General features: G+C 52.8%; 21 protein-coding genes, 2 tRNA genes and 1 rRNA gene. 6 read left to right on the forward strand and 18 right to left on the reverse strand.

The genetic code is table 11. The features are described 5' to 3' along the window. Nucleotides 1-26: 26 nt before the first annotated feature. From wzzE to trxA, 5 genes are all read right to left on the reverse strand, one after another. Nucleotides 27-1,073 (reverse strand): ECA polysaccharide chain length modulation protein, encoded by a 1,047-nt coding sequence (gene wzzE, locus EHN13_RS22655; RefSeq protein ID WP_124022120.1) that lies wholly within the window; start codon nt 1,071-1,073, stop codon nt 27-29. A 12-nt stretch (nt 1,074-1,085) separates the two neighbouring features. After that, nucleotides 1,086-2,189, reverse strand: a complete 1,104-nt coding sequence (gene wecA / locus EHN13_RS22660) for a UDP-N-acetylglucosamine--undecaprenyl-phosphate N-acetylglucosaminephosphotransferase (RefSeq protein WP_005133353.1) — start codon at nt 2,187-2,189, stop codon at nt 1,086-1,088. A 239-nt stretch (nt 2,190-2,428) separates the two neighbouring features. Further along, nucleotides 2,429-3,688, reverse strand: coding sequence for a transcription termination factor Rho (gene rho, locus EHN13_RS22670; RefSeq protein WP_002437993.1), 1,260 nt, complete (start codon nt 3,686-3,688; stop codon nt 2,429-2,431). Nucleotides 3,689-3,766: 78 nt separating this feature from the next. Then, nucleotides 3,767-3,850, reverse strand: coding sequence for a rho operon leader peptide (locus EHN13_RS22675; protein WP_101743114.1), 84 nt, complete (start codon nt 3,848-3,850; stop codon nt 3,767-3,769). A 176-nt stretch (nt 3,851-4,026) separates the two neighbouring features. Next, nucleotides 4,027-4,356: a thioredoxin TrxA gene (gene trxA, locus EHN13_RS22680; protein ID WP_001280776.1), complete on the reverse strand. Its 330-nt coding sequence runs from the start codon at nt 4,354-4,356 to the stop codon at nt 4,027-4,029. 239 nt (nt 4,357-4,595) lie between these two features. Between trxA and rhlB the strand changes: the two genes are divergently transcribed. Both rhlB and gppA read left to right on the forward strand, forming a co-directional pair. Further along, the gene (gene rhlB / locus EHN13_RS22685; RefSeq protein ID WP_048214059.1) at nt 4,596-5,864 is read left to right on the forward strand and encodes an ATP-dependent RNA helicase RhlB; all 1,269 of its coding nucleotides are present in this window, start codon (nt 4,596-4,598) and stop codon (nt 5,862-5,864) included. Between the two features lie 8 nt (nt 5,865-5,872). After that, nucleotides 5,873-7,357, forward strand: coding sequence for a guanosine-5'-triphosphate,3'-diphosphate diphosphatase (gene gppA, locus EHN13_RS22690; RefSeq protein WP_048214058.1), 1,485 nt, complete (start codon nt 5,873-5,875; stop codon nt 7,355-7,357). A gap of 50 nt (nt 7,358-7,407) precedes the next feature. On the opposite strand, the gene rep is transcribed toward gppA, so the two are convergent. After that, nucleotides 7,408-9,429 (reverse strand): DNA helicase Rep, encoded by a 2,022-nt coding sequence (rep, locus tag EHN13_RS22695; protein WP_124022122.1) that lies wholly within the window; start codon nt 9,427-9,429, stop codon nt 7,408-7,410. A gap of 84 nt (nt 9,430-9,513) precedes the next feature. Between rep and ppiC the strand changes: the two genes are divergently transcribed. Next, nucleotides 9,514-9,795, forward strand: coding sequence for a peptidylprolyl isomerase PpiC (gene ppiC, locus EHN13_RS22700; protein WP_003017999.1), 282 nt, complete (start codon nt 9,514-9,516; stop codon nt 9,793-9,795). Between the two features lie 93 nt (nt 9,796-9,888). Here ppiC and ilvC read toward each other — a convergent pair whose 3' ends face one another. Then, entirely contained in the window at nt 9,889-11,364 is a 1,476-nt protein-coding gene (gene ilvC / locus EHN13_RS22705; protein WP_124022123.1) for a ketol-acid reductoisomerase, read from the reverse strand. A 156-nt stretch (nt 11,365-11,520) separates the two neighbouring features. On the opposite strand from ilvC, the gene ilvY reads away from it, so the two are divergent. Further along, on the forward strand, nt 11,521-12,411 hold the full coding sequence (ilvY, locus tag EHN13_RS22710) for an HTH-type transcriptional activator IlvY (protein WP_116361247.1): 891 nt from the start codon (nt 11,521-11,523) through the stop codon (nt 12,409-12,411). Nucleotides 12,412-12,466: 55 nt separating this feature from the next. Here ilvY and ilvA read toward each other — a convergent pair whose 3' ends face one another. The 7 genes from ilvA to ilvL form a co-directional block, all read right to left on the reverse strand. Next, nucleotides 12,467-14,011, reverse strand: a complete 1,545-nt coding sequence (gene ilvA, locus EHN13_RS22715) for a threonine ammonia-lyase, biosynthetic (RefSeq protein WP_124022124.1) — start codon at nt 14,009-14,011, stop codon at nt 12,467-12,469. Between the two features lie 5 nt (nt 14,012-14,016). After that, nucleotides 14,017-15,867, reverse strand: a complete 1,851-nt coding sequence (gene ilvD, locus EHN13_RS22720) for a dihydroxy-acid dehydratase (RefSeq protein ID WP_003844609.1) — start codon at nt 15,865-15,867, stop codon at nt 14,017-14,019. A 60-nt stretch (nt 15,868-15,927) separates the two neighbouring features. Continuing rightward, nucleotides 15,928-16,857: a branched-chain amino acid transaminase gene (locus tag EHN13_RS22725; protein ID WP_003018014.1), complete on the reverse strand. Its 930-nt coding sequence runs from the start codon at nt 16,855-16,857 to the stop codon at nt 15,928-15,930. Between the two features lie 17 nt (nt 16,858-16,874). Next, complete coding sequence (ilvM, locus tag EHN13_RS22730; protein ID WP_003018017.1) at nt 16,875-17,138, reverse strand: acetolactate synthase 2 small subunit; 264 nt, start codon at nt 17,136-17,138, stop codon at nt 16,875-16,877. Beyond that, the gene (ilvG, locus tag EHN13_RS22735; protein ID WP_124022125.1) at nt 17,135-18,781 is read right to left on the reverse strand and encodes an acetolactate synthase 2 catalytic subunit; all 1,647 of its coding nucleotides are present in this window, start codon (nt 18,779-18,781) and stop codon (nt 17,135-17,137) included. Before ilvG ends, ilvM begins: the two co-directional genes overlap by 4 nt. 2 nt (nt 18,782-18,783) lie before the next feature. Then, on the reverse strand, nt 18,784-18,834 hold the full coding sequence (gene ilvX / locus EHN13_RS24160) for a peptide IlvX (RefSeq protein ID WP_197724107.1): 51 nt from the start codon (nt 18,832-18,834) through the stop codon (nt 18,784-18,786). An 86-nt stretch (nt 18,835-18,920) separates the two neighbouring features. Next, the gene (gene ilvL / locus EHN13_RS22740; RefSeq protein ID WP_001311244.1) at nt 18,921-19,019 is read right to left on the reverse strand and encodes an ilv operon leader peptide; all 99 of its coding nucleotides are present in this window, start codon (nt 19,017-19,019) and stop codon (nt 18,921-18,923) included. Nucleotides 19,020-19,371: 352 nt separating this feature from the next. Here ilvL and EHN13_RS22745 point away from each other — a divergent pair, with 352 nt between their 5' ends. After that, nucleotides 19,372-20,892, forward strand: coding sequence for a YifB family Mg chelatase-like AAA ATPase (locus tag EHN13_RS22745; protein WP_124022126.1), 1,521 nt, complete (start codon nt 19,372-19,374; stop codon nt 20,890-20,892). A gap of 25 nt (nt 20,893-20,917) precedes the next feature. Here EHN13_RS22745 and maoP read toward each other — a convergent pair whose 3' ends face one another. Next, nucleotides 20,918-21,256 (reverse strand): macrodomain Ori organization protein MaoP, encoded by a 339-nt coding sequence (maoP, locus tag EHN13_RS22750; protein WP_003018025.1) that lies wholly within the window; start codon nt 21,254-21,256, stop codon nt 20,918-20,920. A gap of 106 nt (nt 21,257-21,362) precedes the next feature. On the opposite strand from maoP, the gene hdfR reads away from it, so the two are divergent. After that, a complete protein-coding gene (hdfR, locus tag EHN13_RS22755; protein WP_101743119.1) occupies nt 21,363-22,208 on the forward strand; it encodes an HTH-type transcriptional regulator HdfR in 846 nt (281 codons plus the stop codon). A 102-nt stretch (nt 22,209-22,310) separates the two neighbouring features. Here the strand turns inward: hdfR and EHN13_RS22760 are convergent. From EHN13_RS22760 to rrf, 3 genes are all read right to left on the reverse strand, one after another. Next, nucleotides 22,311-22,386, reverse strand: a tRNA-Trp gene (locus EHN13_RS22760). Between the two features lie 52 nt (nt 22,387-22,438). Further along, a tRNA-Asp gene (locus EHN13_RS22765) sits at nt 22,439-22,515 on the reverse strand. Nucleotides 22,516-22,570: 55 nt separating this feature from the next. Then, nucleotides 22,571-22,686: ribosomal RNA gene (gene rrf / locus EHN13_RS22770) — 5S ribosomal RNA — on the reverse strand. Between the last annotated feature and the right edge of the window lie 100 nt (nt 22,687-22,786).

The following is a 22,786-nucleotide window of genomic DNA, read 5'->3' on the forward strand; positions in this document are numbered from 1 at the left end:
CCCAGCCCCTCACTGCAACGGTATTGCTAAATCGAACGGCGACGGGTTAACGCGACACCAGCACCGATCAGGGCCCCAACGATGCCCCAAATAATCATCAGGAAGGCACGACGTGGGCTATCACGTTTTACCGGTTCTTCCGGTGTCCGCAAATAACGATAGGTCTGAAAACGCGGATCCAGGGTCGGTCCTACGTTCAGCGTGTTCAGCATGGCTCTGTTTTGAAAATAGTCCATATCAAAATCTGGGCCAACAGATTGCAGGTTTTCGAGTCGCGCCTGCAGCATAGGGCGTCCGAGTAAAAACAACTCAGAATCAGGCAACTCTTCAGCAGGGACATCAGTAGAAGTACGCGAAATATTATGCTGCTCAGCAATTTTGAGCGCTTGTTCAATGTTATGAACACGGCGAGAGAAAATCGATTTTGCTACCTCTTCCTGCCGTTTGACCTGCGCTTTCATTTGCACCGTCCGCGCAGCCCATGCGCCTTTCAGCTCATCGTTCAGATGACGTGCTGCACGCTGGCTGGCAAAGGCCACGTACTGGCGCAGAAGATTGTTGGCATCAGGTGCCGTTTCCGCAATAAGCTTCACGCTGTCATTGGTGTTCCGCAACGCATCACCAGGCATAAACTGAATGTTGTTGATCAGTTCATCCAGCAGCGCGGCATCGGCTTTACTGTTTCCGACCATACGCTGCTTGTAATAATCAGTCTGCTGCCAGAATTCACGGCGCGTATCCCAGGAGGCAAGCTGCATGATAAATTCTTTATAGGCTTCATCCATCACCGACGGCTGGTCCGTTGATGCGAGGCTGGCCTTAATATCCAGGTTGCGCAGGAACTGTTGTTGAGAGTAATAGCCCCCCAACATATTCACCGTAGGCTTGTCTGAAATAGCCGTTGCGCTCCACTCCTGACGGGCGAAAAAAGTATAGGCGAGAGCAACAAGTGCAAATGCGAGTGCCATACCGACAATCCACACCTTCCCTGCCCATAAGGTACGAAACAACCCACGGATATCCAGTTCATTTTCAGCGCTCATGGCGTCTTCCCCCGGTAATGGTTGTGTCATCGCATCCTCAATTCACTTGGTTAAGTTTGGTTTGCCTTCACGAATTCTTCGCAGTCTGCGCTTCACTCGCTTGATAAATCTCGCCACTTTCCAGGCACGCTTGATACAGTATCCGTAGAGGCCAAATGCCATTAAAAACAGCACCAGCATGGCCCATTCCGGAACCAAACGGAAATATTCAGCCAGCACACCGATCGATGCCAGCACGGCCGCCGCCAGCGTAATCAGAACAAATGCCTGGCGGGAAGTAAACCCTGCCCGCATCACCAAATGATGAATGTGCTGGCGATCGGCTGAGAACGGGCTCATGCCCTTACGCAAACGGCGGTACATGATCGCCACCATATCCATTAACGGGATGGCGATAATCCACAGTGCGGTAACTGGGCTTATAGGATGTGTTTTGCCCTGCGTGGTTTCCAGCAGGATCCAGATGATGGTAAAACCAATCAGCGTACTGCCAGCATCACCCATGAAGACTTTATAACGGCGCCCAAGAACGCCCAGGTTCAGCAGAATATAAGGCAGAATGGCGGCGATCATCGCAAAACACCATACGGCCAGACTCGTCTGCCCATCGAACCACAGGATAAACCCCATCGCCGCGAATGAAACGCTGGACAGCCCACCTAACAGGCCGTCAATACCGTCCACCATATTGAAAGCATTAATTGCCGCCCAGACGGCAAACAGCGTCAGTAAATAGCCAAACGGGCCAAGAATCATCTCCCAGGGGCCAAAAATATACCCAAGGCTAAGAAGATAGAGTTTGCCAACCGACATCATGATAATGCCGATCGCGGCCTGGATAGTTGCGCGGATTTTTACACTGATATCAAAACGATCGTCCAGCGCGCCAACCAAAACCAGCACGCCGGCACAGGCCAGATAGAGAGAAGCATGCGGGATGTAATAATCAGCAATCACAAACGTAAAGCAAATACCTGCGTAAGCCGAAATCCCCCCAACCAGCGGGATCAATCCTTGATGCCGTTTGCGAAAGTTGGGTTTATCCACTAAACCAATCTTTTTTGCGACCTTACGCGCAAAGAAAAGAAACAGTGTTGTGAATAAAAAAATACTGATGAGATCAGTGCTTACTGTCAGTAAATTCACAATGCATGCTCTCAGAGAAAATTAATAGCAGAAGTATAACCACGAAGACCTTTATTCAGAAGGGAAACCCGTCTCCATATCCGATGGTTCTGTATAATTATCAACCACAAGATACAAATTACGAATCTTTTTCAACCTGGCGGTATGTCATACCGTATTATTGTTATTGTGTCGTTAAGATTACAGGCATAAAAGCAAAACGCCACGTAAAAACGTGGCGTTTTCGGATGATGCCTGAATTATGAGCGCTTCATCATATCGAAGAAGTCATCATTGGTCTTCGTCATCGCCAGCTTGTTAATGAGGAACTCCATTGCATCAATTTCACCCATCGGATGGATGATTTTGCGCAGGATCCACATTTTCTGCAGCTCTTCCTGGGTGGTAAGCAGCTCTTCTTTACGGGTACCGGAACGATTGTAGTCGATAGCCGGGAAGACGCGTTTTTCAGCGATCTTACGAGAGAGATGCAGTTCCATGTTGCCGGTACCTTTAAACTCTTCGTAGATAACTTCATCCATTTTAGAGCCGGTATCGATAAGCGCAGTCGCGATGATGGTCAGGCTGCCGCCCTCTTCCACGTTACGTGCCGCACCGAAGAAACGCTTCGGACGGTGCAGGGCGTTGGCATCAACACCACCGGTCAGGACTTTACCGGAAGCCGGGACCACGGTGTTGTACGCACGCGCCAGACGCGTGATGGAGTCGAGCAGGATGATAACGTCTTTCTTATGTTCAACCAGACGTTTCGCCTTCTCGATTACCATTTCCGCAACCTGAACGTGGCGAGATGCGGGTTCATCAAAGGTAGAAGCCACAACTTCACCTTTAACCAGACGCTGCATCTCGGTCACTTCTTCCGGACGTTCGTCAATCAGCAGCACCATCAGCACACAGTCCGGGTGGTTGTAGGCAATGCTCTGCGCAATGTTCTGCAGCAGCATGGTTTTACCCGCTTTTGGCGGTGCCACAATCAGACCACGTTGGCCACGACCGATCGGCGATGCCAGATCCAGTACGCGCGCCGTTAAGTCCTCGGTAGAACCATTACCACGCTCCATACGCAGACGGGAGTTTGCGTGCAGCGGCGTTAAGTTTTCGAAGAGGATCTTGTTACGGGCGTTTTCCGGTTTGTCGTAGTTAACTTCGTTAACTTTCAACAGCGCAAAATAGCGTTCACCTTCTTTTGGCGGGCGAATCTTACCAGAAATGGTATCACCAGTGCGGAGGTTGAAACGGCGGATTTGGCTTGGAGAAACGTAGATGTCATCAGGACCGGCGAGGTAGGAGCTGTCTGCAGAGCGGAGGAAACCAAATCCATCCTGCAATATCTCCAGCACACCGTCACCAAAGATATCTTCGCCACTCTTTGCGTGCTGCTTCAGGATGGCAAAAATAATGTCCTGCTTGCGCATACGAGCCAGGTTTTCAAGGCCCATATTTTCGCCGAGAGTGATCAGCTCAGAAACCGGCGTATTCTTTAATTCGGTAAGATTCATAATGGTGTGAGTTCTTAAACTTGGGGTAAATCTCGAACTTAATGTTGTGAATGGTATGGCAGGGTCATCCATGCCTGTTTACGGCCATCGACTCATGTCTGTTCGCTGTCTGGTCACAGGAAAGTACGCAGAACTGAAACGACAAGACGGATTGAGTGACAAGGCCCTGAATCTGTCTACTTCTCGCACGAGAAACAACGGGAAGTATTGGATAAAGCTAGATTCAAACTTAATAAGGTATGTTTAATACGAAGTCAACACTAACTTAGCACGACTCAAGTCGGGCGTCCAGTCATCCGAATCATTTCGAAGTATGGCCGCCCGATCATGATACTTCCTTACGCTAAGTTAGCGTCGAGGAACTCTTTCAACTGACCTTTGGACAGCGCGCCGACTTTAGTCGCCGCAACTTCGCCGTTTTTAAACAGCAGAAGGGTCGGGATGCCACGAATACCATACTTCGGCGCGGTGCCTGGGTTTTGGTCAATGTTCAGTTTAGCAACCGTCAATTTGCCCTGATATTCGTCAGCGATTTCATCCAGAATCGGAGCGATCATTTTGCACGGACCGCACCACTCTGCCCAGAAATCAACGAGGATAGCTCCGTCCGCTTTGAGTACATCCGTGTCAAAACTGTCGTCAGTCAGGTGAATAATTTTATCGCTCATAATAACTCCACAGGAATAAGCCTGGTGTGTTGGTGTTTACACATCATCCTTCAAGCCGCCTTTTTGTTGGCTGTGCGCTGCGTCCTGGTCACGTACTCAATACGCTTCTTTGGACCCATTCACTTGCCATCTCGACGCATCATGAATGAATTGTGTACAGTATTAACCAACTAAAGGTTGACTTTATTTCACCGGATACGCTTTCGTAAAGCAATAGTAAGCTGATATTCTACCACACTATGAGCAAAACACATTTAACAGAACAGAAGTTTTCCGACTTCGCCCTGCACCCGAAGGTGATAGAAGCCCTTGAAAATAAAGGGTTTCATAACTGCACGCCCATTCAGGCTCTCGCGCTGCCGCTTACGCTGGCAGGCCGTGATGTTGCAGGGCAGGCGCAAACCGGTACCGGAAAAACGATGGCGTTCCTGACGTCAACGTTTCATTATCTTCTCTCTCATCCCGCGATTGACGATCGCAAGGTGAACCAACCGCGTGCGTTAATTATGGCGCCAACGCGTGAGTTAGCCGTGCAGATCCACGCCGACGCCGAGCCGCTGGCACAGACCACCGGTCTGAAATTAGGCCTGGCTTATGGCGGCGACGGTTACGACAAACAGCTGAAAGTGCTGGAAAGCGGCGTCGATATTCTTATCGGCACGACCGGTCGTCTTATCGACTACGCAAAACAGAACCATATCAACCTGGGCGCGATTCAGGTCGTGGTGCTGGATGAAGCCGATCGTATGTACGATCTGGGCTTTATCAAAGATATCCGTTGGCTGTTCCGTCGTATGCCGCCAACCACCCAACGTCTGAACATGCTGTTTTCTGCAACCCTCTCTTATCGCGTTCGCGAACTGGCGTTTGAACAAATGAATAACGCCGAGTACGTTGAAGTCGAACCGGAACAGAAGACGGGCCACCGTATTAAAGAAGAACTCTTCTATCCTTCCAACGAAGAGAAAATGCGTTTACTGCAAACGCTGATTGAAGAAGAGTGGCCAGATCGCGCCATTGTTTTTGCTAACACCAAACATCGCTGTGAAGAGATCTGGGGCAGTCTTGCTGCTGACGGACATCGCGTAGGCCTGCTTACCGGTGACGTGGCGCAGAAAAAACGCCTGCGTATCCTTGATGAGTTCACCCGTGGCGATCTCGATATTCTCGTCGCAACCGATGTCGCGGCGCGTGGCCTGCACATCCCAGCCGTAACGCACGTGTTTAACTATGACCTGCCGGATGACTGTGAAGATTACGTCCACCGTATTGGTCGTACAGGTCGTGCAGGCGCAAGTGGTCATTCTATTAGCCTGGCTTGTGAAGAGTACGCGCTGAATTTACCTGCAATCGAGACCTACATTGGCCACTCGATTCCGGTCAGCAAGTACAACCCGGACGCGCTAATGACTGACCTGCCAAAGCCGCTGCGCATGACGCGCCCACGCCCAGGCAATGGCCCGCGTCGTACCGGTGGTGCTCCGCGTAATCGTCGTCGTTCAGGTTAACGTAAGATATGCTCACAACCACTTCGCTGTACGCCGCAATCGATTTAGGCTCGAATAGTTTTCATATGCTGGTTGTACGCGAAGTGGCGGGAAGCATCCAGACGCTCACGCGTATTAAACGCAAGGTGCGTCTGGCCGCTGGACTCAACAGCGACAACATTCTCTCCGCTGAAGCCATGGAACGCGGCTGGCAATGCCTGCGCTTGTTTGCTGAACGTCTGCAGGATATCCCGCAACCGCAAATCCGCGTGGTCGCCACGGCAACATTGCGCATCGCGGTAAACGCCGATGTCTTTATCGCCAAAGCGCAAGAGATCCTCGGCTGCCCTGTCCAGGTCATCAGTGGTGAAGAAGAAGCACGACTGATTTATCAGGGTGTTGCCCACACCACTGGCGGTGCCGATCAGCGTCTGGTCGTTGATATTGGCGGCGCCAGTACGGAACTGGTTACCGGCTCCGGCGCCCAAACAACCTCTCTGTTCAGCCTGTCAATGGGCTGCGTTACCTGGCTCGAACGGTACTTCACCGATCGTAATCTGGCGCAGGAAAATTTTGACGAAGCCGAGAAAGCGGCGCGTGAGGTTCTGCGCCCGGTCGCCGACAAACTGCGTTTTCATGGCTGGAAAGTTTGCGTTGGTGCCTCCGGTACCGTCCAGGCGTTGCAGGAAATCATGATGGCGCAGGGTATGGATGAGCGCATTACGCTGGCCAAACTTCAGCAGCTTAAGCAGCGCGCTATCCACTGCGGTCGTCTGGAAGAGTTGGAAATCGAAGGGTTAACGCTGGAACGCGCACTGGTGTTCCCCAGCGGGCTGGCAATCCTGATCGCGATTTTCACTGAGTTGAATATTCAATGCATGACCCTGGCCGGCGGCGCACTGCGTGAAGGTCTGGTTTACGGTATGCTGCACCTGCCTGTCGATCAGGATATTCGCAGCCGTACGCTGCGTAATATTCAGCGTCGCTTTATGGTTGACACCGATCAGGCGAACCGCGTCGCACAGTTGGCTGTACATTTATTCGATCAGGTGAAAGATGAGTGGCATCTTGAGGCCATTAGCCGTGAACTGCTGCAAAGTGCCTGTCAGTTGCATGAAATAGGGCTGAGCGTGGAATATAAGCAGGCACCGCTGCATGCCGCCTGGCTGGTGCGTAATCTCGATCTTCCGGGCTTCACTCCCGCGCAGAAAAAGCTGTTAGCCACGCTGTTATTAAATCAGACCAACCCAGTCGATCTCTCTTCGCTCCACCAGCAAAACGCCGTGCCGCCGCGCATCGCGGAGCACCTTTGCCGTTTGCTACGCCTGGCGATCATCTTCGCAAGCCGCCGCCGTGACGATTTAGTGCCACATATCACCCTGCAAGCTCAGGATGAAGATCTGACGCTAACGTTGCCGGAAAGCTGGCTGGAACATCATCCATTAGGTAAAGAGTTGATCGATCAGGAAATCCAGTGGCAAAGCTATGTCCACTGGCCGCTGGAAGTGCGTTAGATGCTGGCTGCCGGATGGCGCTCACGCTTATCCGGTCTACCAAATAAATATTACTTCTCTTTGGCTTTCGCCATCATTGCCCGGATATTCGCAATGCTGGCCTGCCCCTTTTGCATCCGCTCCTCAGCGCTCACCACTTTACGCTCCTGTTCCCAGATAACGTCATCCTGTGGCAGTTCCAGCAGGAAGCGGCTTGGCTCCGGACGCACCAGTTCACCGTACTGACGGCGTTCTTTGCACAACGTGAAGATAAGCTCTTTCTGTGCACGGGTAATGCCGACGTAGGCCAGACGACGCTCTTCATCAATGTTGTCTTCATCGATGCTGCTCTGATGAGGTAAGAAGCCCTCTTCCATTCCCACCATAAACACATAGGGGAACTCCAGCCCTTTTGAGGCATGTAACGTCATCAACTGCACCTGGTCCAGCTCTTCTTCACTCTCTCCACGCTCCATCATGTCGCGCAGGGTAAAGCGGGTAACGACCTGGGTCAGGGTCATTGGCTCTTCCAGCTCACTGCCTTCCAGCATCTCCGTCATCCAGCTGAACAGCGTATTGACGTTTTTCATACGCATTTCAGCCGCTTTCGGGCTCGGCGAGGTTTCATACAGCCAGGATTCGTAATCAATGCCATGGATCAGGTCACGCACGGCAGCAATCGGTTCACGCTCCGCGAAGCGCTGGATTTCCCCCAGCCAGTGCGTAAAGCGGGTTAGAGAATCATAACCGCGGCCGGTCAGCGTCTGGCTTAGACCCATATCAAAGCTGGCAGTAAACAAGCTTTTATTACGCGTCATCGCCCACTCACCCAACTTTTGCAGTGTCGCCGGGCCGATCTCACGCTTCGGCGTATTGACGATACGCAAAAACGCGCTGTCGTCATCCGGGTTGCTCAGCACACGCAGGTAGGCCAGCAGATCTTTGATTTCCGGACGCGAGAAAAACGATGTCCCCCCGGAAATTTTGTACGGGATGCGGTTTTGCATCAGGAATTTTTCGAACACCCGTGACTGGTGGTTGCCGCGATACAGGATCGCATAGTCCTTATACTGCGTCTTATTCACAAAGTGATGAGCAATCAACTCCCCGGTCACGCGTTCCGCTTCATGCTCTTCGTTGTTGGCACTCAGTACTTTCAGCTCAGGTCCGTAGCCCAGCTCAGAGAACAACCGCTTTTCAAATACGTGCGGATTGTTAGCAATGAGAATATTTGCGGCCTTGAGGATACGTCCGGAAGAGCGATAGTTCTGCTCCAGCTTAACCACCTGCAGCGCCGGAAAATCTTTGCTCAGCAGTACCAGGTTTTGCGGACGCGCACCACGCCACGAGTAAATCGACTGATCGTCATCACCCACCACGGTAAAGCGCGCACGTTGCCCCACCAGCAGCTTCACCAGCTCGTACTGGCTGGTGTTGGTATCCTGGTATTCATCCACCAGCAGGTAGCGGATTTTGTTCTGCCAGCGCTCGCGCACCTCTTCATTACGCTGAAGCAGCAACGTCGGCAGTAGGATCAGATCGTCAAAGTCCAGCACGTTGCACGCCTTCATATGCGCGTCGTACAAACCATAGCAGTGCGCGAAAATACGATCGCGTTCGCCTTTAGCGCTGGCCGCTGCCTGCGCCGGGGTCATCAGATCGTTTTTCCAGTTGGAGATCGTTGAGATCAGCTGTTGAAGGATAAGTTTATCGTCTTCAATTAGCCCTTCGGTCAGTTCCTTAAGCAGAGCCACCTGGTCGGTATCGTCAAACAGCGAGAAGTTCGACTTCATCCCCAACGCCGCAAATTCACGCTTGATGATATCCAACCCCAACGTGTGGAACGTGGAGATCATCAATCCACGCGCCTCTTTACGACCCAGCGTCTGCGCCACACGCTCTTTCATTTCACGCGCGGCCTTATTGGTAAAAGTCACCGCCGCGATATGCCGCGCCTGATAGCCACAAACGCGGATCAGGTGCGCAATTTTATTGGTGATAACGCGCGTCTTTCCGGAACCCGCCCCCGCCAGCACCAGGCAAGGTCCTGTGACAAATTCGACGGCTTGTTGTTGTCCGGGATTCAAACGCATAAAGATCACTCAATGAAAGTCAGGAGGGGAAATTTAGAGCATGGTAGTATAGCCAGCCTCAACCACCCCACTCAAGGCACGATCATGGCAAAAACAGCAGCAGCAGTGCATATCCTTGTTAAAGAAGAGAAACTGGCTTTGGATCTTCTGGAACAAATTAAAAACGGTGCCGACTTTGGCAAGCTGGCGAAGAAACACTCAATCTGCCCATCAGGCAAACGCGGCGGTGATTTAGGCGAATTCCGCCAGGGCCAGATGGTTCCGGCGTTCGACAAAGTGGTCTTCTCTTGCCCGGTGCTGGAGCCAACTGGCCCGCTGCACACGCAGTTCGGTTACCACATCATTAAAGTGCTGTACCGTAACTAATAAAAAAGCCGGGTGGCGGCTGTCGCCTTACCCGGCCTACATTCTTGGCTAAATTGTAGGTCGGGTAAGCGCTAGCACCACCCGACAATCTATTTAACCCGCTACCGCAATACGCTTCATATCCGTCATATAACCACGCAGTTTCTTACCAACCTGCTCGATAGCGTGGCCGCGAATCGCTTCGTTCACATCACGCAGCTGCGCGTTATCTACCGCACCCTCAGCAATCGCTTTGCCCAGATCGCCGGTCTGCAGAGTGGTCATGAACTCTTTCAGCAGCGGTACGCAAGCGTAAGAGAACAGGTAGTTACCGTATTCTGCGGTATCGGAGATAACCACGTTCATTTCGTACAGACGCTTACGCGCGATGGTGTTCGCGATCAGCGGCAGTTCGTGCAGTGATTCGTAGTAAGCAGACTCTTCGATGATGCCAGAATCAACCATGGTTTCGAACGCCAGCTCAACGCCCGCTTTCACCATCGCAATCATCAGAACGCCTTTATCGAAGTACTCCTGCTCGCCGATTTTGCCTTCATACTGCGGGGCGGTTTCGAACGCGGTTTTGCCGGTCTCTTCACGCCAGGTCAGCAGTTTCTTATCGTCGTTGGCCCAGTCAGCCATCATGCCGGAGGAGAATTCACCGGAAATGATGTCGTCCATGTGTTTCTGGAACAGCGGTGCCATGATCTCTTTCAGCTGTTCGGACAGCGCATAAGCGCGCAGTTTTGCCGGGTTAGACAGACGGTCCATCATCAGCGTGATACCGCCCTGCTTCAGCGCTTCGGTGATGGTTTCCCAGCCGAACTGAATCAGTTTTTCCGCATAAGCCGGGTCAGTACCTTCTTCCACCAGCTTGTCGAAGCACAGCAGAGAGCCCGCCTGCAGCATACCGCACAGAATAGTCTGCTCGCCCATCAGGTCAGATTTCACTTCTGCAACAAAGGAGGATTCCAGTACGCCAGCACGGTGACCGCCGGTTGCCGCAGCCCAGGCTTTAGCGATCGCCATGCCTTCGCCTTTCGGGTCGTTTTCCGGGTGGACGGCGATCAGCGTCGGTACGCCGAAACCACGTTTGTACTCTTCACGCACTTCGGTACCCGGGCACTTCGGTGCCACCATCACAACGGTGATGTCTTTACGGATCTGCTCGCCCACTTCGACGATATTGAAACCGTGGGAGTAACCCAGCGCCGCGCCGTCTTTCATCAGCGGCTGTACGGAACGCACAACGTCCGAGTGCTGTTTGTCTGGCGTCAGGTTAACTACCAGGTCAGCCTGCGGGATCAGTTCTTCGTAGGTACCTACTTTGAAGCCGTTTTCGGTCGCTTTACGCCACGAAGCACGTTTCTCAGCGATCGCTTCTTTGCGCAGTGCGTAGGAAATATCCAGACCGGAGTCACGCATGTTCAGGCCCTGGTTCAGACCCTGAGCGCCACAGCCGACGATGACCACTTTTTTACCCTGAAGGTAGCTTGCGCCGTCGGCGAATTCTTCGCGGCCCATGAAGCGACATTTGCCCAGCTGAGCCAGCTGCTGACGCAGATTCAGTGTATTAAAGTAGTTAGCCATGATGGTGTACTCCGTAATGTTGTGTTGTGGTGCTTATTATTCGGTTCGCTTTTGCGAGAATGAACCCACTATATGACAGGAAATTTATTGCGGAAATTGATATATTCACAACGTCACATTGCAATTTATGCAACGTCGAAAACCGGAGATTCGTCTGTGGATTTACGCGATCTGAAAACCTTCCTGCATCTGGCGGAAAGCCGCCATTTTGGCCGCAGCGCGCGGGCGATGCACGTCAGCCCCTCCACGCTCTCCAGGCAAATTCAGCGTCTCGAAGAAGACCTCGGCCAGCCGCTGTTTGTCCGCGATAACCGCACGGTGACGCTCACCGAAGCCGGTGAGGAGCTGCGCGTGTTTGCCCAGCAGACGCTGCTGCAGTATCAGCAATTACGCCATACCATTGATCAACAAGGACCGTCGTTGTCCGGTGAACTGCATATCTTCTGCTCAGTGACTGCCGCCTACAGCCATTTACCACCGATCCTCGACCGCTTCCGCGCCGAGCATCCGTCGGTGGAAATCAAGCTCACCACCGGTGACGCGGCCGATGCAATGGAAAAAGTCGTCACCGGCGAGGCCGATCTGGCAATTGCCGGTAAGCCCGAGACACTGCCCGGCGCGGTGGCCTTTTCCATGCTGGAGAATCTGGCTGTGGTATTGATAGCGCCAGCACTGCCCTGCCCGGTGCGCAACCAGATTTCGGTGGATGAGCCAGACTGGTCAACGGTGCCGTTTATCATGGCCGACCAGGGGCCGGTGCGCCGCCGCATTGAGCTGTGGTTCCGGCGCAATAAAATCAGCAACCCGTCGATTTACGCCACCGTGGGCGGCCACGAGGCGATGGTGTCGATGGTGGCGCTGGGCTGCGGCGTAGCATTGTTGCCAGAAGTGGTGCTGGAGAATAGCCCGGAGCCGGTACGTAACCGCGTGATGATTCTGGAACGTAGCGACGAAAAAACACCGTTCGAGCTGGGCGTATGCGCACAAAAAAAGCGGCTGCATGAGCCGCTTATTGATGCTTTCTGGAAGATATTGCCAAATCACTAGCCGCCGAACGGCGGCGCAAGCACCTTAACCGGCAGAGAGTCAGGCTCCCCAAACATTACCCCGCGAGAAAAAAATGAAACGCGGGGTTATGTGTTTCATCATGACAGTCATAGCCCAGTTCATTTAGTCGCGTTTCGAAATCAGGTTCATGTTCACCCAGTTCAAATGCTGCCAGAACACGGCCGTAGTCAGTTCCATGACTGCGATAGTGGAACAATGAAATATTCCAGTGCGTCCCCAGAGTATGCAGAAACTTCAGCAGCGCCCCCGGCGATTCCGGGAATTCGAAGCTGAACAGTCGCTCCTGTAAGGGTTTCGACGGACGTCCACCGACCATATAGCGCACGTGCAGCTTCGCCATTTCGTCGTCGGACAAATCCACTACGCTGTAGCCGCCGTCGCTAAGCAACTGGAGGATTTCTTTACGTTCTTCCAGACCTCGACTCAGGCGTACGCCGACAAAAATGCAGGCATCTTTGGCATCAGCAAAACGGTAGTTAAACTCAGTAACCGAGCGCCCACCCAGCAGTTGGCAGAATTTCAGGAAGCTGCCCTTTTCTTCCGGAATGGTTACTGCCAGTAAGGCTTCGCGCTGCTCCCCTAACTCGCAACGTTCGGAAACGTAGCGCAGGCCGTGGAAATTAACGTTAGCGCCGGAAAGAACATGCGCCAGCCGCTCACCGCGAATATTGTGCTGGGCGATGTATTTTTTCATTCCCGCCAGCGCCAGCGCGCCCGATGGCTCAGCCACGGCTCGCACATCTTCAAACAGGTCTTTCATCGCTGCGCAAATAGCATCGCTATCAACGGTGATAATGTCGTCGAGGTATTCCTGGCACAGACGGAAGGTTTCATCACCAATGCGTTTGACCGCCACGCCTTCAGCAAAAAGACCGACGCGCGGGAGATCAACCGGATGACCGGCATCCAGCGCCGCTTTAAGGCAGGCGGAATCTTCAGCTTCAACGGCGATCACTTTGATCTGCGGCATCAGCTGTTTGATCAACACCGCCACGCCCGCCGCCAGACCGCCGCCGCCCACCGGGACAAAAACACGGTCGAGGTGAGCATCCTGCTGCAGTAACTCCAGCGCCAGCGTACCCTGCCCGGCAATCACCATCGGATGATCGAACGGCGGAACCCAGGTAAAACCCTGCTGCTGCGATAGCTCAATCGCTTTGGCTTTGGCTTCATCAAAATTCGCGCCATGCAGCAGCACTTCTCCGCCGAAGCCACGCACGGCATCGACTTTGATATCGGCGGTGGCCGTTGGCATGACAATCAGTGCCTTCACGCCTAGTCGTGCAGAAGAGAACGCGACGCCCTGGGCGTGATTACCCGCCGATGCGGTGATGACCCCATGCGCTTTTTGCTCTTCGGTCAGGCCCGCCATCATGGCGTAGGCTCCGCGCAGCTTGAAGCTATGAACGGGTTGACGGTCTTCGCGCTTGACCAGAATTACGTTATCGAGGCGCGAAGAGAGCTTGTCCATTTTTTGTAGCGGCGTTACCTGCGCCGCTTCGTAGACCGGCGCACGCAATACCGCTCTGAGATACTCGGCGCCCTCAGGAGCACCAGATAGAGGTTGTGAATCCGCCATGGTCATTATCCCCCGAGTTTCGACTTATCGCGCACCGCGCCTTTGTCGGCGCTGGTTGCCAGACTGGCGTAGGCGCGCAGCGCAAAGGAGACCTGACGCTGACGATCTTTAGGCGTCCAGGCTTTGTCACCGCGTGCTTCCTGTGCTTCGCGGCGTGCCGCGATTTCCGCATCGCTCAACTGCAGTTGAATACCACGATTCGGGATATCGATAGCAATCATGTCGCCATCTTCGATAATCGCGATATTACCGCCGCTGGCCGCTTCCGGGGAAACGTGGCCGATAGACAGGCCGGATGTGCCGCCGGAGAAACGGCCATCTGTTATCAGCGCACAGGCCTTGCCGAGCCCCATCGATTTCAGGAAGGTGGTTGGGTAGAGCATTTCCTGCATACCTGGCCCGCCTTTCGGCCCTTCGTAGCGAATCACCACCACGTCGCCCGCCACCACTTTGCCGCCAAGGATCGCCTCAACCGCGTCATCCTGGCTTTCGTACACTTTCGCCGGGCCGGTAAATTTCAGGATGCTGTCATCCACACCTGCGGTTTTCACAATACAGCCGTTTTCCGCGAAGTTACCGTACAGGACTGCCAGACCGCCATCTTTGCTGTAAGCATGTTCCAGAGAACGGATACAGCCTTCGGCGCGATCGTCATCCAGCGTGTCCCAGCGGCAGTCCTGCGAGAACGCCTGAGTGGTACGGATGCCCGCCGGGCCAGCGCGGAACATCTTTTTCACCGCGTCATCTTTGGTCAGCATCACGTCATACCGATCGAGCGTTTGCGGCAGCGTCAGCCCCAGCACGTTTTTCACGTCGCGGTTCAGCAGTCCGGCACGATCCAGTTCGCCTAAAATACCCAATACGCCGCCTGCGCGGTGCACATCTTCCATATGGTATTTCTGCGTGCTCGGCGCCACTTTACACAGCTGTGGGACTTTGCGGGACAGCTTGTCGATATCACTCATTGTGAAGTCGATTTCCGCTTCCTGCGCCGCCGCCAGCAGGTGCAGAACGGTGTTGGTGGAGCCGCCCATGGCGATATCCAGCGTCATGGCATTCTCAAACGCCGCCTTGCTGGCAATGTTGCGCGGCAGCGCAGAAGCATCATCCTGCTCATAGTAGCGTTTAGTCAGCTCAACGATGCGTTTACCCGCGTTAAGGAACAGCGTTTTACGGTCGGCGTGAGTCGCCAGCAGCGAACCGTTACCCGGCTGCGATAAACCCAGCGCTTCGGTCAGACAGTTCATCGAGTTTGCGGTGAACATCCCGGAGCATGAGCCGCAGGTCGGGCAGGCGGAACGCTCAACCTGTTCGCTTTGTGAGTCAGAGACTTTCGGGTCCGCGCCCTGAATCATTGCATCAACCAGATCGAGCTTGATGATTTGGTCAGAGAGCTTGGTTTTCCCGGCTTCCATCGGGCCACCAGAAACAAAGATCACCGGAATGTTCAGACGCAGGGAGGCCATTAACATCCCCGGGGTGATTTTGTCGCAGTTGGAGATGCAGACCATCGCATCGGCGCAGTGGGCGTTAACCATGTACTCAACGGAGTCAGCGATCAGCTCGCGTGACGGCAGTGAATACAGCATGCCCCCGTGGCCCATCGCGATACCATCATCCACAGCAATGGTGTTGAACTCTTTCGCTACGCCGCCAGAGGCTTCGATTTGTTCGGCAACCAGCTTACCGAGATCGCGCAGATGGACATGGCCCGGCACAAACTGGGTAAAGGAGTTCACCACAGCGATAATCGGTTTACCGAAGTCATCATCGGTCATCCCGGTGGCGCGCCACAGTGCGCGGGCACCCGCCATATTACGGCCGTGGGTGGTGGTAGCAGAACGATACTTAGGCATGCTTGATTAACTCCCGTCTGTCTAATAATTGGGACGGTGCGTGCCGTCCCAAATTTATGTTTATTGATTAACCTGATCTAACCAGCCGTATTTATCTTCCGTTTCACCGGTGAAGAGGCCAAAGAAGGCCTGCTGGATGCGTTTGGTGACAGGGCCGCAGCGGCCTTCGCCCACCTGAATACCATCGACGCTGCGTACGGGCGTGATTTCGGCCGCAGTACCGGACATAAACACTTCGTCGGCCAGGTACAGCGATTCACGGGACAGCACCTGCTCACGCACTTCGATATCGAGATCTTTCGCCAGCTTAATGATTGCGTCACGGGTGATACCTGGCAGCGCGGAGGAGGTAAACGGCGGGGTAAACAGAATGCCGTCTTTTACTTCAAACAGGTTTTCACCCGCGCCTTCAGAGATGTAACCATTCACATCCAGCGCAATACCTTCCTGGTAACCATGACGACGCGCTTCGCTACCCACCAGCAGCGAAGACAGATAGTTACCACCAGCCTTAGCAGCGGTAGGGATAGTGTTTGGCGCAACGCGGTTCCAGGAAGAAACCATCGCATCGATCCCCTGTTCCAGCGCTTCAGCACCGAGGTAAGCCCCCCACGGGAACGCGGCGATAATCACGTCGGTGGTGTAACCCGCTGGCGGGTTAACGCCCATCCCCACGTCGCCAACAAACACCAGCGGACGGATATAGGCGCTGGTCAGATTGTTTTTACGAATCACCTCACGGCAAGCTTCCATCAGCTCATCAACGCTCTGAGAAACCGGAAAACGATAGATCTTGGCTGAATCACGCAGACGCTGCATATGTTCGCGATGACGGAACACCACCGGCCCTTTGTGAGAATCGTAGCAACGGATGCCTTCAAATACAGAAGTACCGTAGTGCAGCGCGTGGGACATCACGTGAACCTTCGCGTCTTCCCAACGAATCATCTCGCCATTAGACCAAATGTAATCAGCTTTTTTCGTCGTCATTTTTCTTCCTTTTGCGCTCAGGCGCGGATTTGTTGTGATGTGGTTGTGCTCTGGCAGATGGCAACATGTGCAACGTCCACCAGTTTACTTAACTGACTAAACAGTAAGTCGACCGACCGGGGGCTGGCAACGGTCAATTCGATATTTATATTCTGCGCATCGCTGGCGGCTTCCATATTCATGGAGCACACCTGAAAACCACGATGGCGTACCACGCGTAAAACACGTTCTAACGTTTCCGGATTGAAACGAGCCTCAACGGCGACCTGATGTTGCATCATGATAATTTCTCCAGCATTTCTGAGTTACTGGCACCTGGCGGTACCAGAGGCCAGACATTCTCAAGTTCGTCGATTGAGACATGAAGCAGGTATGGCCCCTCGCTGTTCAGCATGGTGTCGAGTGCCGCTTCAACCTGGTCTTTACGGGTGATGTGCTGACCAGGTATGCCGAAGGCGCTGGCCAACATGAGGAAATCGGGGTTATCGGTAAGGGTGGTTTCGCTATAACGTTCCAGGAAAAACAACTGCTGCCATTGTCGCACCATGCCTAACCGCTGGTTGTCGAGTAAAACTATCTTCAGCGGCAACTGCTTGCGTTTTACGGTGCCGAGTTCCTGTACATTCATCATGAAGGAACCGTCACCGGAGATACAGATTACCGTATCGTTCGGGCGAGCAACCTGTGCGCCAACCGCGGCAGGTAAACCAAAGCCCATCGTACCCAAGCCGCTCGAGGTGATGAAATTTTCCGGGCGGGTATAGGTCATATGCTGTGCAGACCACATCTGATGCTGGCCAACATCCGTCGTAACAACGCTATCCGCTGGTTTACGGTCCGACAGTTGTTTTAACAACAACGGTGCATAGATGGCCTCACCCGGATGGTCGTAGCGCCAGGTATGCTCTGCTCGCAGTTCTGCACTGTGCTGACGCCATTCGTCAATCTTCAACGTCTGCTGTAATGCCGGCAGCAGCGAATTTAAATCGCCCTGCAGGGCCACATGCGCCTGGCGCAGTTTGTTCATTTCTGCCGGGTCGATATCCATGTGGATCACGCTGGCGTTCGGTGCGAAAGTATTCAGCTTACCAGTCACCCGGTCATCAAAACGCGCGCCAACTGCAATCAGTAAATCACACTCTTGCACCGCGAAATTTGCCGCTTTAGTCCCGTGCATTCCCAACATGCCCAAATAGTAGGGGTAGTCAGCATCTACTGCGCCCAGACCTTTCAGCGTGCAAGCGACAGGCATTTGAGTAAGCGCAATAAACTCACGCAGGGCCGGAACCGCCTGTGCCATACCTACGCCGCCACCAACGTACAGAATGGGTTTCTGCGCCTGCGCCAGCATGTTACGCGCCTGCTCAACGTCAGCATGCGGAAAAGCCTCAACGTTTTCGACGGTCGTAAAATACGGCTCCAGCGTACCGCTGGCTAATTGGATATCTTTCGGGATATCCACCAGAACCGGACCCGGGCGACCGGAATTCGCCACGGCGAAGGCCTCAGCCATGATGCGCGGCAGCTCTTCCAGTGACTGCACCAGGAAGCTGTGTTTGGTGCAGGACAGCGACATACCAAGCACGTCCACTTCCTGGAACGCATCCGTTCCGATGAAAGGTGATGCCACCTGGCCGGTGATCGCGACCACTGGAACAGAATCTAACAACGCATCGGCAAGTCCGGTGATCAGGTTGGTAGCACCAGGACCGGAAGTGGCGATACAAACACCGGTTTTACCCGTTGCACGGGCATAACCAATCGCCGCCATCGCCGCACCCTGCTCGTGTCGGCACAACAGGTGCTCTACGCCGCCGTCATACAATGCATCGTAAACCGGCATAATTGCGCCACCGGGATAACCAAAGACGGTTTGAACCCCTTGTGCACGCAACGCATGTACCACCCACTGTGCCCCATTCATAGTTACATCCCCGTCGTAAATCTTGAGAAACAGAATTTTATGCTGTCGTTCACTTTCTGCTCCTCGTTTAAGTTTTTAAGGTCAAAAAAAACCCCCGGACCTTTCGGTGCGGGGGTCTTAGTTCGTTAAGGCTTGTTTTCTAAGCCTTTCCTCGTCCAAGTGCAGCCCCGCACGGTGGGATAATAATCACCACCACGCTAATCACGACCAGGCTAATCACTCGTAGAAGGGCTGTCATTTTTGTATTTTCTTGCATCTTGTTCGAAGGAATACCTAAAGAGTTACCATAGAATTTGCGAATAGCACAAGATATTTTTGTTTTCATTTTTCTGACGCCGTTAACGGTTTAGATAAATATCGTTGTTTTTTATACAAAAAATATAAAATGAAAATATTTCACGTTTCAGCGCATCAGCACCACCTGCGATCTCTTTCCTCGGCACACTTATACGCATTTGCGAGCGAGATTCCAGACATGGGGCAAGCAATTCCTGATTACACAAAAACACAGGAATAAGCGTCTAAAAACATCAATTATGCAGAATCTTGCTGATATCTATTGCGACATAATATTCCCATCAGGAGGGGTTATGTCACTATCGATTGTTCACACACGCGCCGCCCTCGGCGTGAATGCACCAGCCATTACCATCGAGGTACATATTAGTAATGGCCTGCCTGGTTTAACCATGGTGGGGTTACCTGAAACGACAGTGAAAGAGGCTCGCGATCGGGTACGCAGTGCAATTATTAATAGCGGGTATGAATTCCCGGCCAGGAAGATAACCATCAACCTGGCTCCGGCTGACCTCCCCAAAGAAGGGGGGCGATATGATTTACCTATCGCTGTTGCGCTTCTGGTCGCTTCTGAGCAGCTTACACCCCATAATCTCGATACCTATGAGCTGGTAGGCGAATTAGCGCTTACAGGCGCTTTACGCGGCGTTCCAGGCGCTATATCAAGCGCAACCGAAGCGATTCGTGCAGGCCGGCGAATCATTGTCGCTAAAGAGAATGCCGCAGAGGTTGGTCTAATACACGGCGAAGGGTGCCTGATTGCCGATCACCTGCAGGCGGTATGCGCATTCCTGGAAGGAAAGCATGATTTAGACAAACCGCAATCTGCAGACTTTACCGCCGAACCTTCACCAGAGGATCTCAGCGATGTTATCGGTCAGGAACAGGGTAAACGAGGGCTGGAGATCACCGCCGCTGGTGGTCACAACCTCCTGTTTATCGGCCCGCCTGGTACGGGCAAGACCATGCTGGCCAGCCGTCTCAGAGGACTGCTTCCTCCACTTAGCAACGATGAGGCGCTGGAAAGTGCAGCGATCCTCAGTCTGGTTAATTCCGATACGATACAAAAACAGTGGAAGCAACGCCCTTTTCGTTCTCCCCATCATAGTGCTTCATTAACCGCAATGGTCGGTGGAGGCTCTATTCCTGCGCCAGGCGAGATCTCCCTGGCACATAACGGTATATTATTTCTGGATGAATTACCTGAGTTTGAGCGACGCACGCTGGATGCACTGCGCGAACCCATTGAGTCCGGGCAGATACATCTATCCCGTACCAGAGCAAAAATAACCTATCCCGCGCGCTTTCAACTCATTGCTGCAATGAATCCAAGCCCGACAGGCCATTATCAGGGGAATCATAACCGCTGTACCCCAGAACAGACTCTGCGCTACCTCAATCGATTATCAGGTCCATTTCTTGACCGCTTTGACCTCTCCCTCGAAATTCCCTTACCGCCACCCGGCATACTCAGCCAGAGCGTAGTGAAAGGTGAAGATAGCGCAACGGTGAAGCAACGCGTCATCGCCGCACGAGAGCGTCAGTATCGGCGGCAAAATAAGTTAAATGCGTATCTGGACAGCCAGGATATCCATAAATACTGTGTACTGCGCAGCGATGATGCGCACTGGCTTGAGGACACGTTAGCTCGTCTTGGATTGTCCATCCGCGCCTGGCTACGCCTGATAAAAGTCGCACGTACCATTGCAGATATTGAACAGTGCGACCATATCACCCGCCAGCACTTGCAGGAGGCCGTTGCTTATCGGGCGATAGACAGGTTATTAATTCACCTGCAGAAATTACTGACATAAAAAAAGGGCTTACGCCCTTTTTTTATTAATCATCAGATTCGGTGTAGTCTTCTGCACCTTCCACCTGAGGTTTCCCACCAGACAGCGTGTGGAAGCGTTTTGGACGCTTAATGCGCGTCATGTATTTAGACCACACGCGTTCAGCTTCGGTAACTGGCTCACGTTCACCACGGCATACCGCAACAAACAATTTTTCTTCTTCTGTTACTGGCTCACGTTTACCCAGATCCAGCTCGTTGAAGGCATAGCCATGACGCTCAAGCAGCTGTGCCTCTTTAATGGTGAAATCACCATGACGGGAGAATCCACGGGGGTAATATTTATTGTCGAAATATCGATTAGTCGTCGTAAAGCTTTCCGCCATCCTGCACGCTCCTAATTCTTTGGCCGAGCTATTTATGGCGCGGAGTATTAGTTACGCTTGACAGAGCGTCAAACAAAAGATTTAAATCATCACGACAAATAATTTTATGGAGCGCGTTGTGGATACGGAATTGTTAAAAACTTTCCTGGAAGTTAGCCGGACACGCCACTTTGGTCGGGCAGCTGAAGCGCTCTACCTGACCCAGTCAGCGGTGAGTTTTCGGATCAGACAACTGGAAAATCAACTGGGTGTGAACCTGTTCACCCGACACAGAAACAATATTCGTTTGACCGCTGCAGGTGAAAAATTATTGCCTTACGCTGAAACGCTGATGAATACATGGCAAGCAGCACGTAAGGAGGTCGCGAATACCTCACGGCACAACGAGTTTTCGATCGGTGCCAGTGCATCCCTTTGGGAATGCATGCTCAATGACTGGTTGCGGCGTTTATACCAATCTCAGGAGCCACAATCCAGCCTGCAGTTTGAAGCGAGGATCGCTCAGCGCCAGTCGCTAGTAAAGCAGCTCCATGAACGACAGCTGGATCTGTTAATTACGACCGAAACCCCAAAAATGGACGAATTTAGCAGCCAACTGTTGGGATATTTCACGCTGGCGCTCTATTGTAGCTCTCCATCGCAAACCAAAGATGAACTGAATTACCTACGCCTGGAATGGGGACCGGATTTTCAGCAGCACGAAGCGGGATTGATTGCTGGAGATGAAGTGCCGGTACTTACCACCAGTTCTGCAGAACTGGCAAGACAGCAACTTTCTGTAATTAAAGGGTTTAGTTGGCTTCCCGTCAGTTGGGCCAGAACCAAAAGCGATCTTCATACAGTTACTGACAGTGCGACTCTTTCACGTCCGTTATATGCGGTTTGGCTGCAAAATAGCGACAAACATGCACTTATTCGCGATCTGCTGAAAACAAATATTTTGGAAGATTAATGAAAACGCTGGCAAGGATGCCGGGAAAAAATGAACTGGAAGATCCAGAATATGATGTTCAGGTAAAAAAAAATCCTTAGCAAGGATGCTAAGGATTGTTTCTGGCAGGGGCGGAGAGACTCGAACTCGCGACACCCGGTTTTGGAGACCGGTGCTCTACCAACTGAGCTACGCCCCTAAATTTTCTTATCATTAAGCCTGCTACTAAGCAGGCTTAATTTTCTAATAAGTGGCGGAACGGACGGGACTCGAACCCGCGACCCCCTGCGTGACAGGCAGGTATTCTAACCAACTGAACTACCGCTCCACCGAATTTCTTTGTCACTACCCGGATTATTCATCCCGGTTTACTGCAATTTGATGCCTGGCAGTTCCCTACTCTCGCATGGGGAGACCCCACACTACCATCGGCGCTACGGCGTTTCACTTCTGAGTTCGGCATGGGGTCAGGTGGGACCACCGCGCTACAGCCGCCAGGCAAATTCTGTTTATCAGACCGCTTCTGCGTTCTGATGTCATCTGTAATCAAGCTGAATCTGATGTCTCCTCGCCAAAACATCTTCGGCGTTGTAAGGTTA

This window comes from Citrobacter youngae, assembly GCF_003818115.1.
GTDB lineage: Bacteria > Pseudomonadota > Gammaproteobacteria > Enterobacterales > Enterobacteriaceae > Citrobacter > Citrobacter youngae.

What these genes read in the sequence shown, in the direction of transcription:
- wzzE (WP_124022120.1), bottom strand. Translation starts at nt 1,073, where the DNA reads ATGACACAACCATTACCGGGGGAAGACGCCATGAGCGCTGAAAATGAA.
- rho (WP_002437993.1), bottom strand. Translation starts at nt 3,688, where the DNA reads ATGAATCTTACCGAATTAAAGAATACGCCGGTTTCTGAGCTGATCACT.
- trxA (WP_001280776.1), bottom strand. Translation starts at nt 4,356, where the DNA reads ATGAGCGATAAAATTATTCACCTGACTGACGACAGTTTTGACACGGAT.
- rhlB (WP_048214059.1), top strand. Translation starts at nt 4,596, where the DNA reads ATGAGCAAAACACATTTAACAGAACAGAAGTTTTCCGACTTCGCCCTG.
- gppA (WP_048214058.1), top strand. Translation starts at nt 5,873, where the DNA reads ATGCTCACAACCACTTCGCTGTACGCCGCAATCGATTTAGGCTCGAAT.
- rep (WP_124022122.1), bottom strand. Translation starts at nt 9,429, where the DNA reads ATGCGTTTGAATCCCGGACAACAACAAGCCGTCGAATTTGTCACAGGA.
- ppiC (WP_003017999.1), top strand. Translation starts at nt 9,514, where the DNA reads ATGGCAAAAACAGCAGCAGCAGTGCATATCCTTGTTAAAGAAGAGAAA.
- ilvC (WP_124022123.1), bottom strand. Translation starts at nt 11,364, where the DNA reads ATGGCTAACTACTTTAATACACTGAATCTGCGTCAGCAGCTGGCTCAG.
- ilvA (WP_124022124.1), bottom strand. Translation starts at nt 14,011, where the DNA reads ATGGCGGATTCACAACCTCTATCTGGTGCTCCTGAGGGCGCCGAGTAT.
- ilvD (WP_003844609.1), bottom strand. Translation starts at nt 15,867, where the DNA reads ATGCCTAAGTATCGTTCTGCTACCACCACCCACGGCCGTAATATGGCG.
- EHN13_RS22725 (WP_003018014.1), bottom strand. Translation starts at nt 16,857, where the DNA reads ATGACGACGAAAAAAGCTGATTACATTTGGTCTAATGGCGAGATGATT.
- ilvM (WP_003018017.1), bottom strand. Translation starts at nt 17,138, where the DNA reads ATGATGCAACATCAGGTCGCCGTTGAGGCTCGTTTCAATCCGGAAACG.
- ilvG (WP_124022125.1), bottom strand. Translation starts at nt 18,781, where the DNA reads ATGAATGGGGCACAGTGGGTGGTACATGCGTTGCGTGCACAAGGGGTT.
- ilvL (WP_001311244.1), bottom strand. Translation starts at nt 19,019, where the DNA reads ATGACAGCCCTTCTACGAGTGATTAGCCTGGTCGTGATTAGCGTGGTG.
- EHN13_RS22745 (WP_124022126.1), top strand. Translation starts at nt 19,372, where the DNA reads ATGTCACTATCGATTGTTCACACACGCGCCGCCCTCGGCGTGAATGCA.
- maoP (WP_003018025.1), bottom strand. Translation starts at nt 21,256, where the DNA reads ATGGCGGAAAGCTTTACGACGACTAATCGATATTTCGACAATAAATAT.
- hdfR (WP_101743119.1), top strand. Translation starts at nt 21,363, where the DNA reads ATGGAGCGCGTTGTGGATACGGAATTGTTAAAAACTTTCCTGGAAGTT.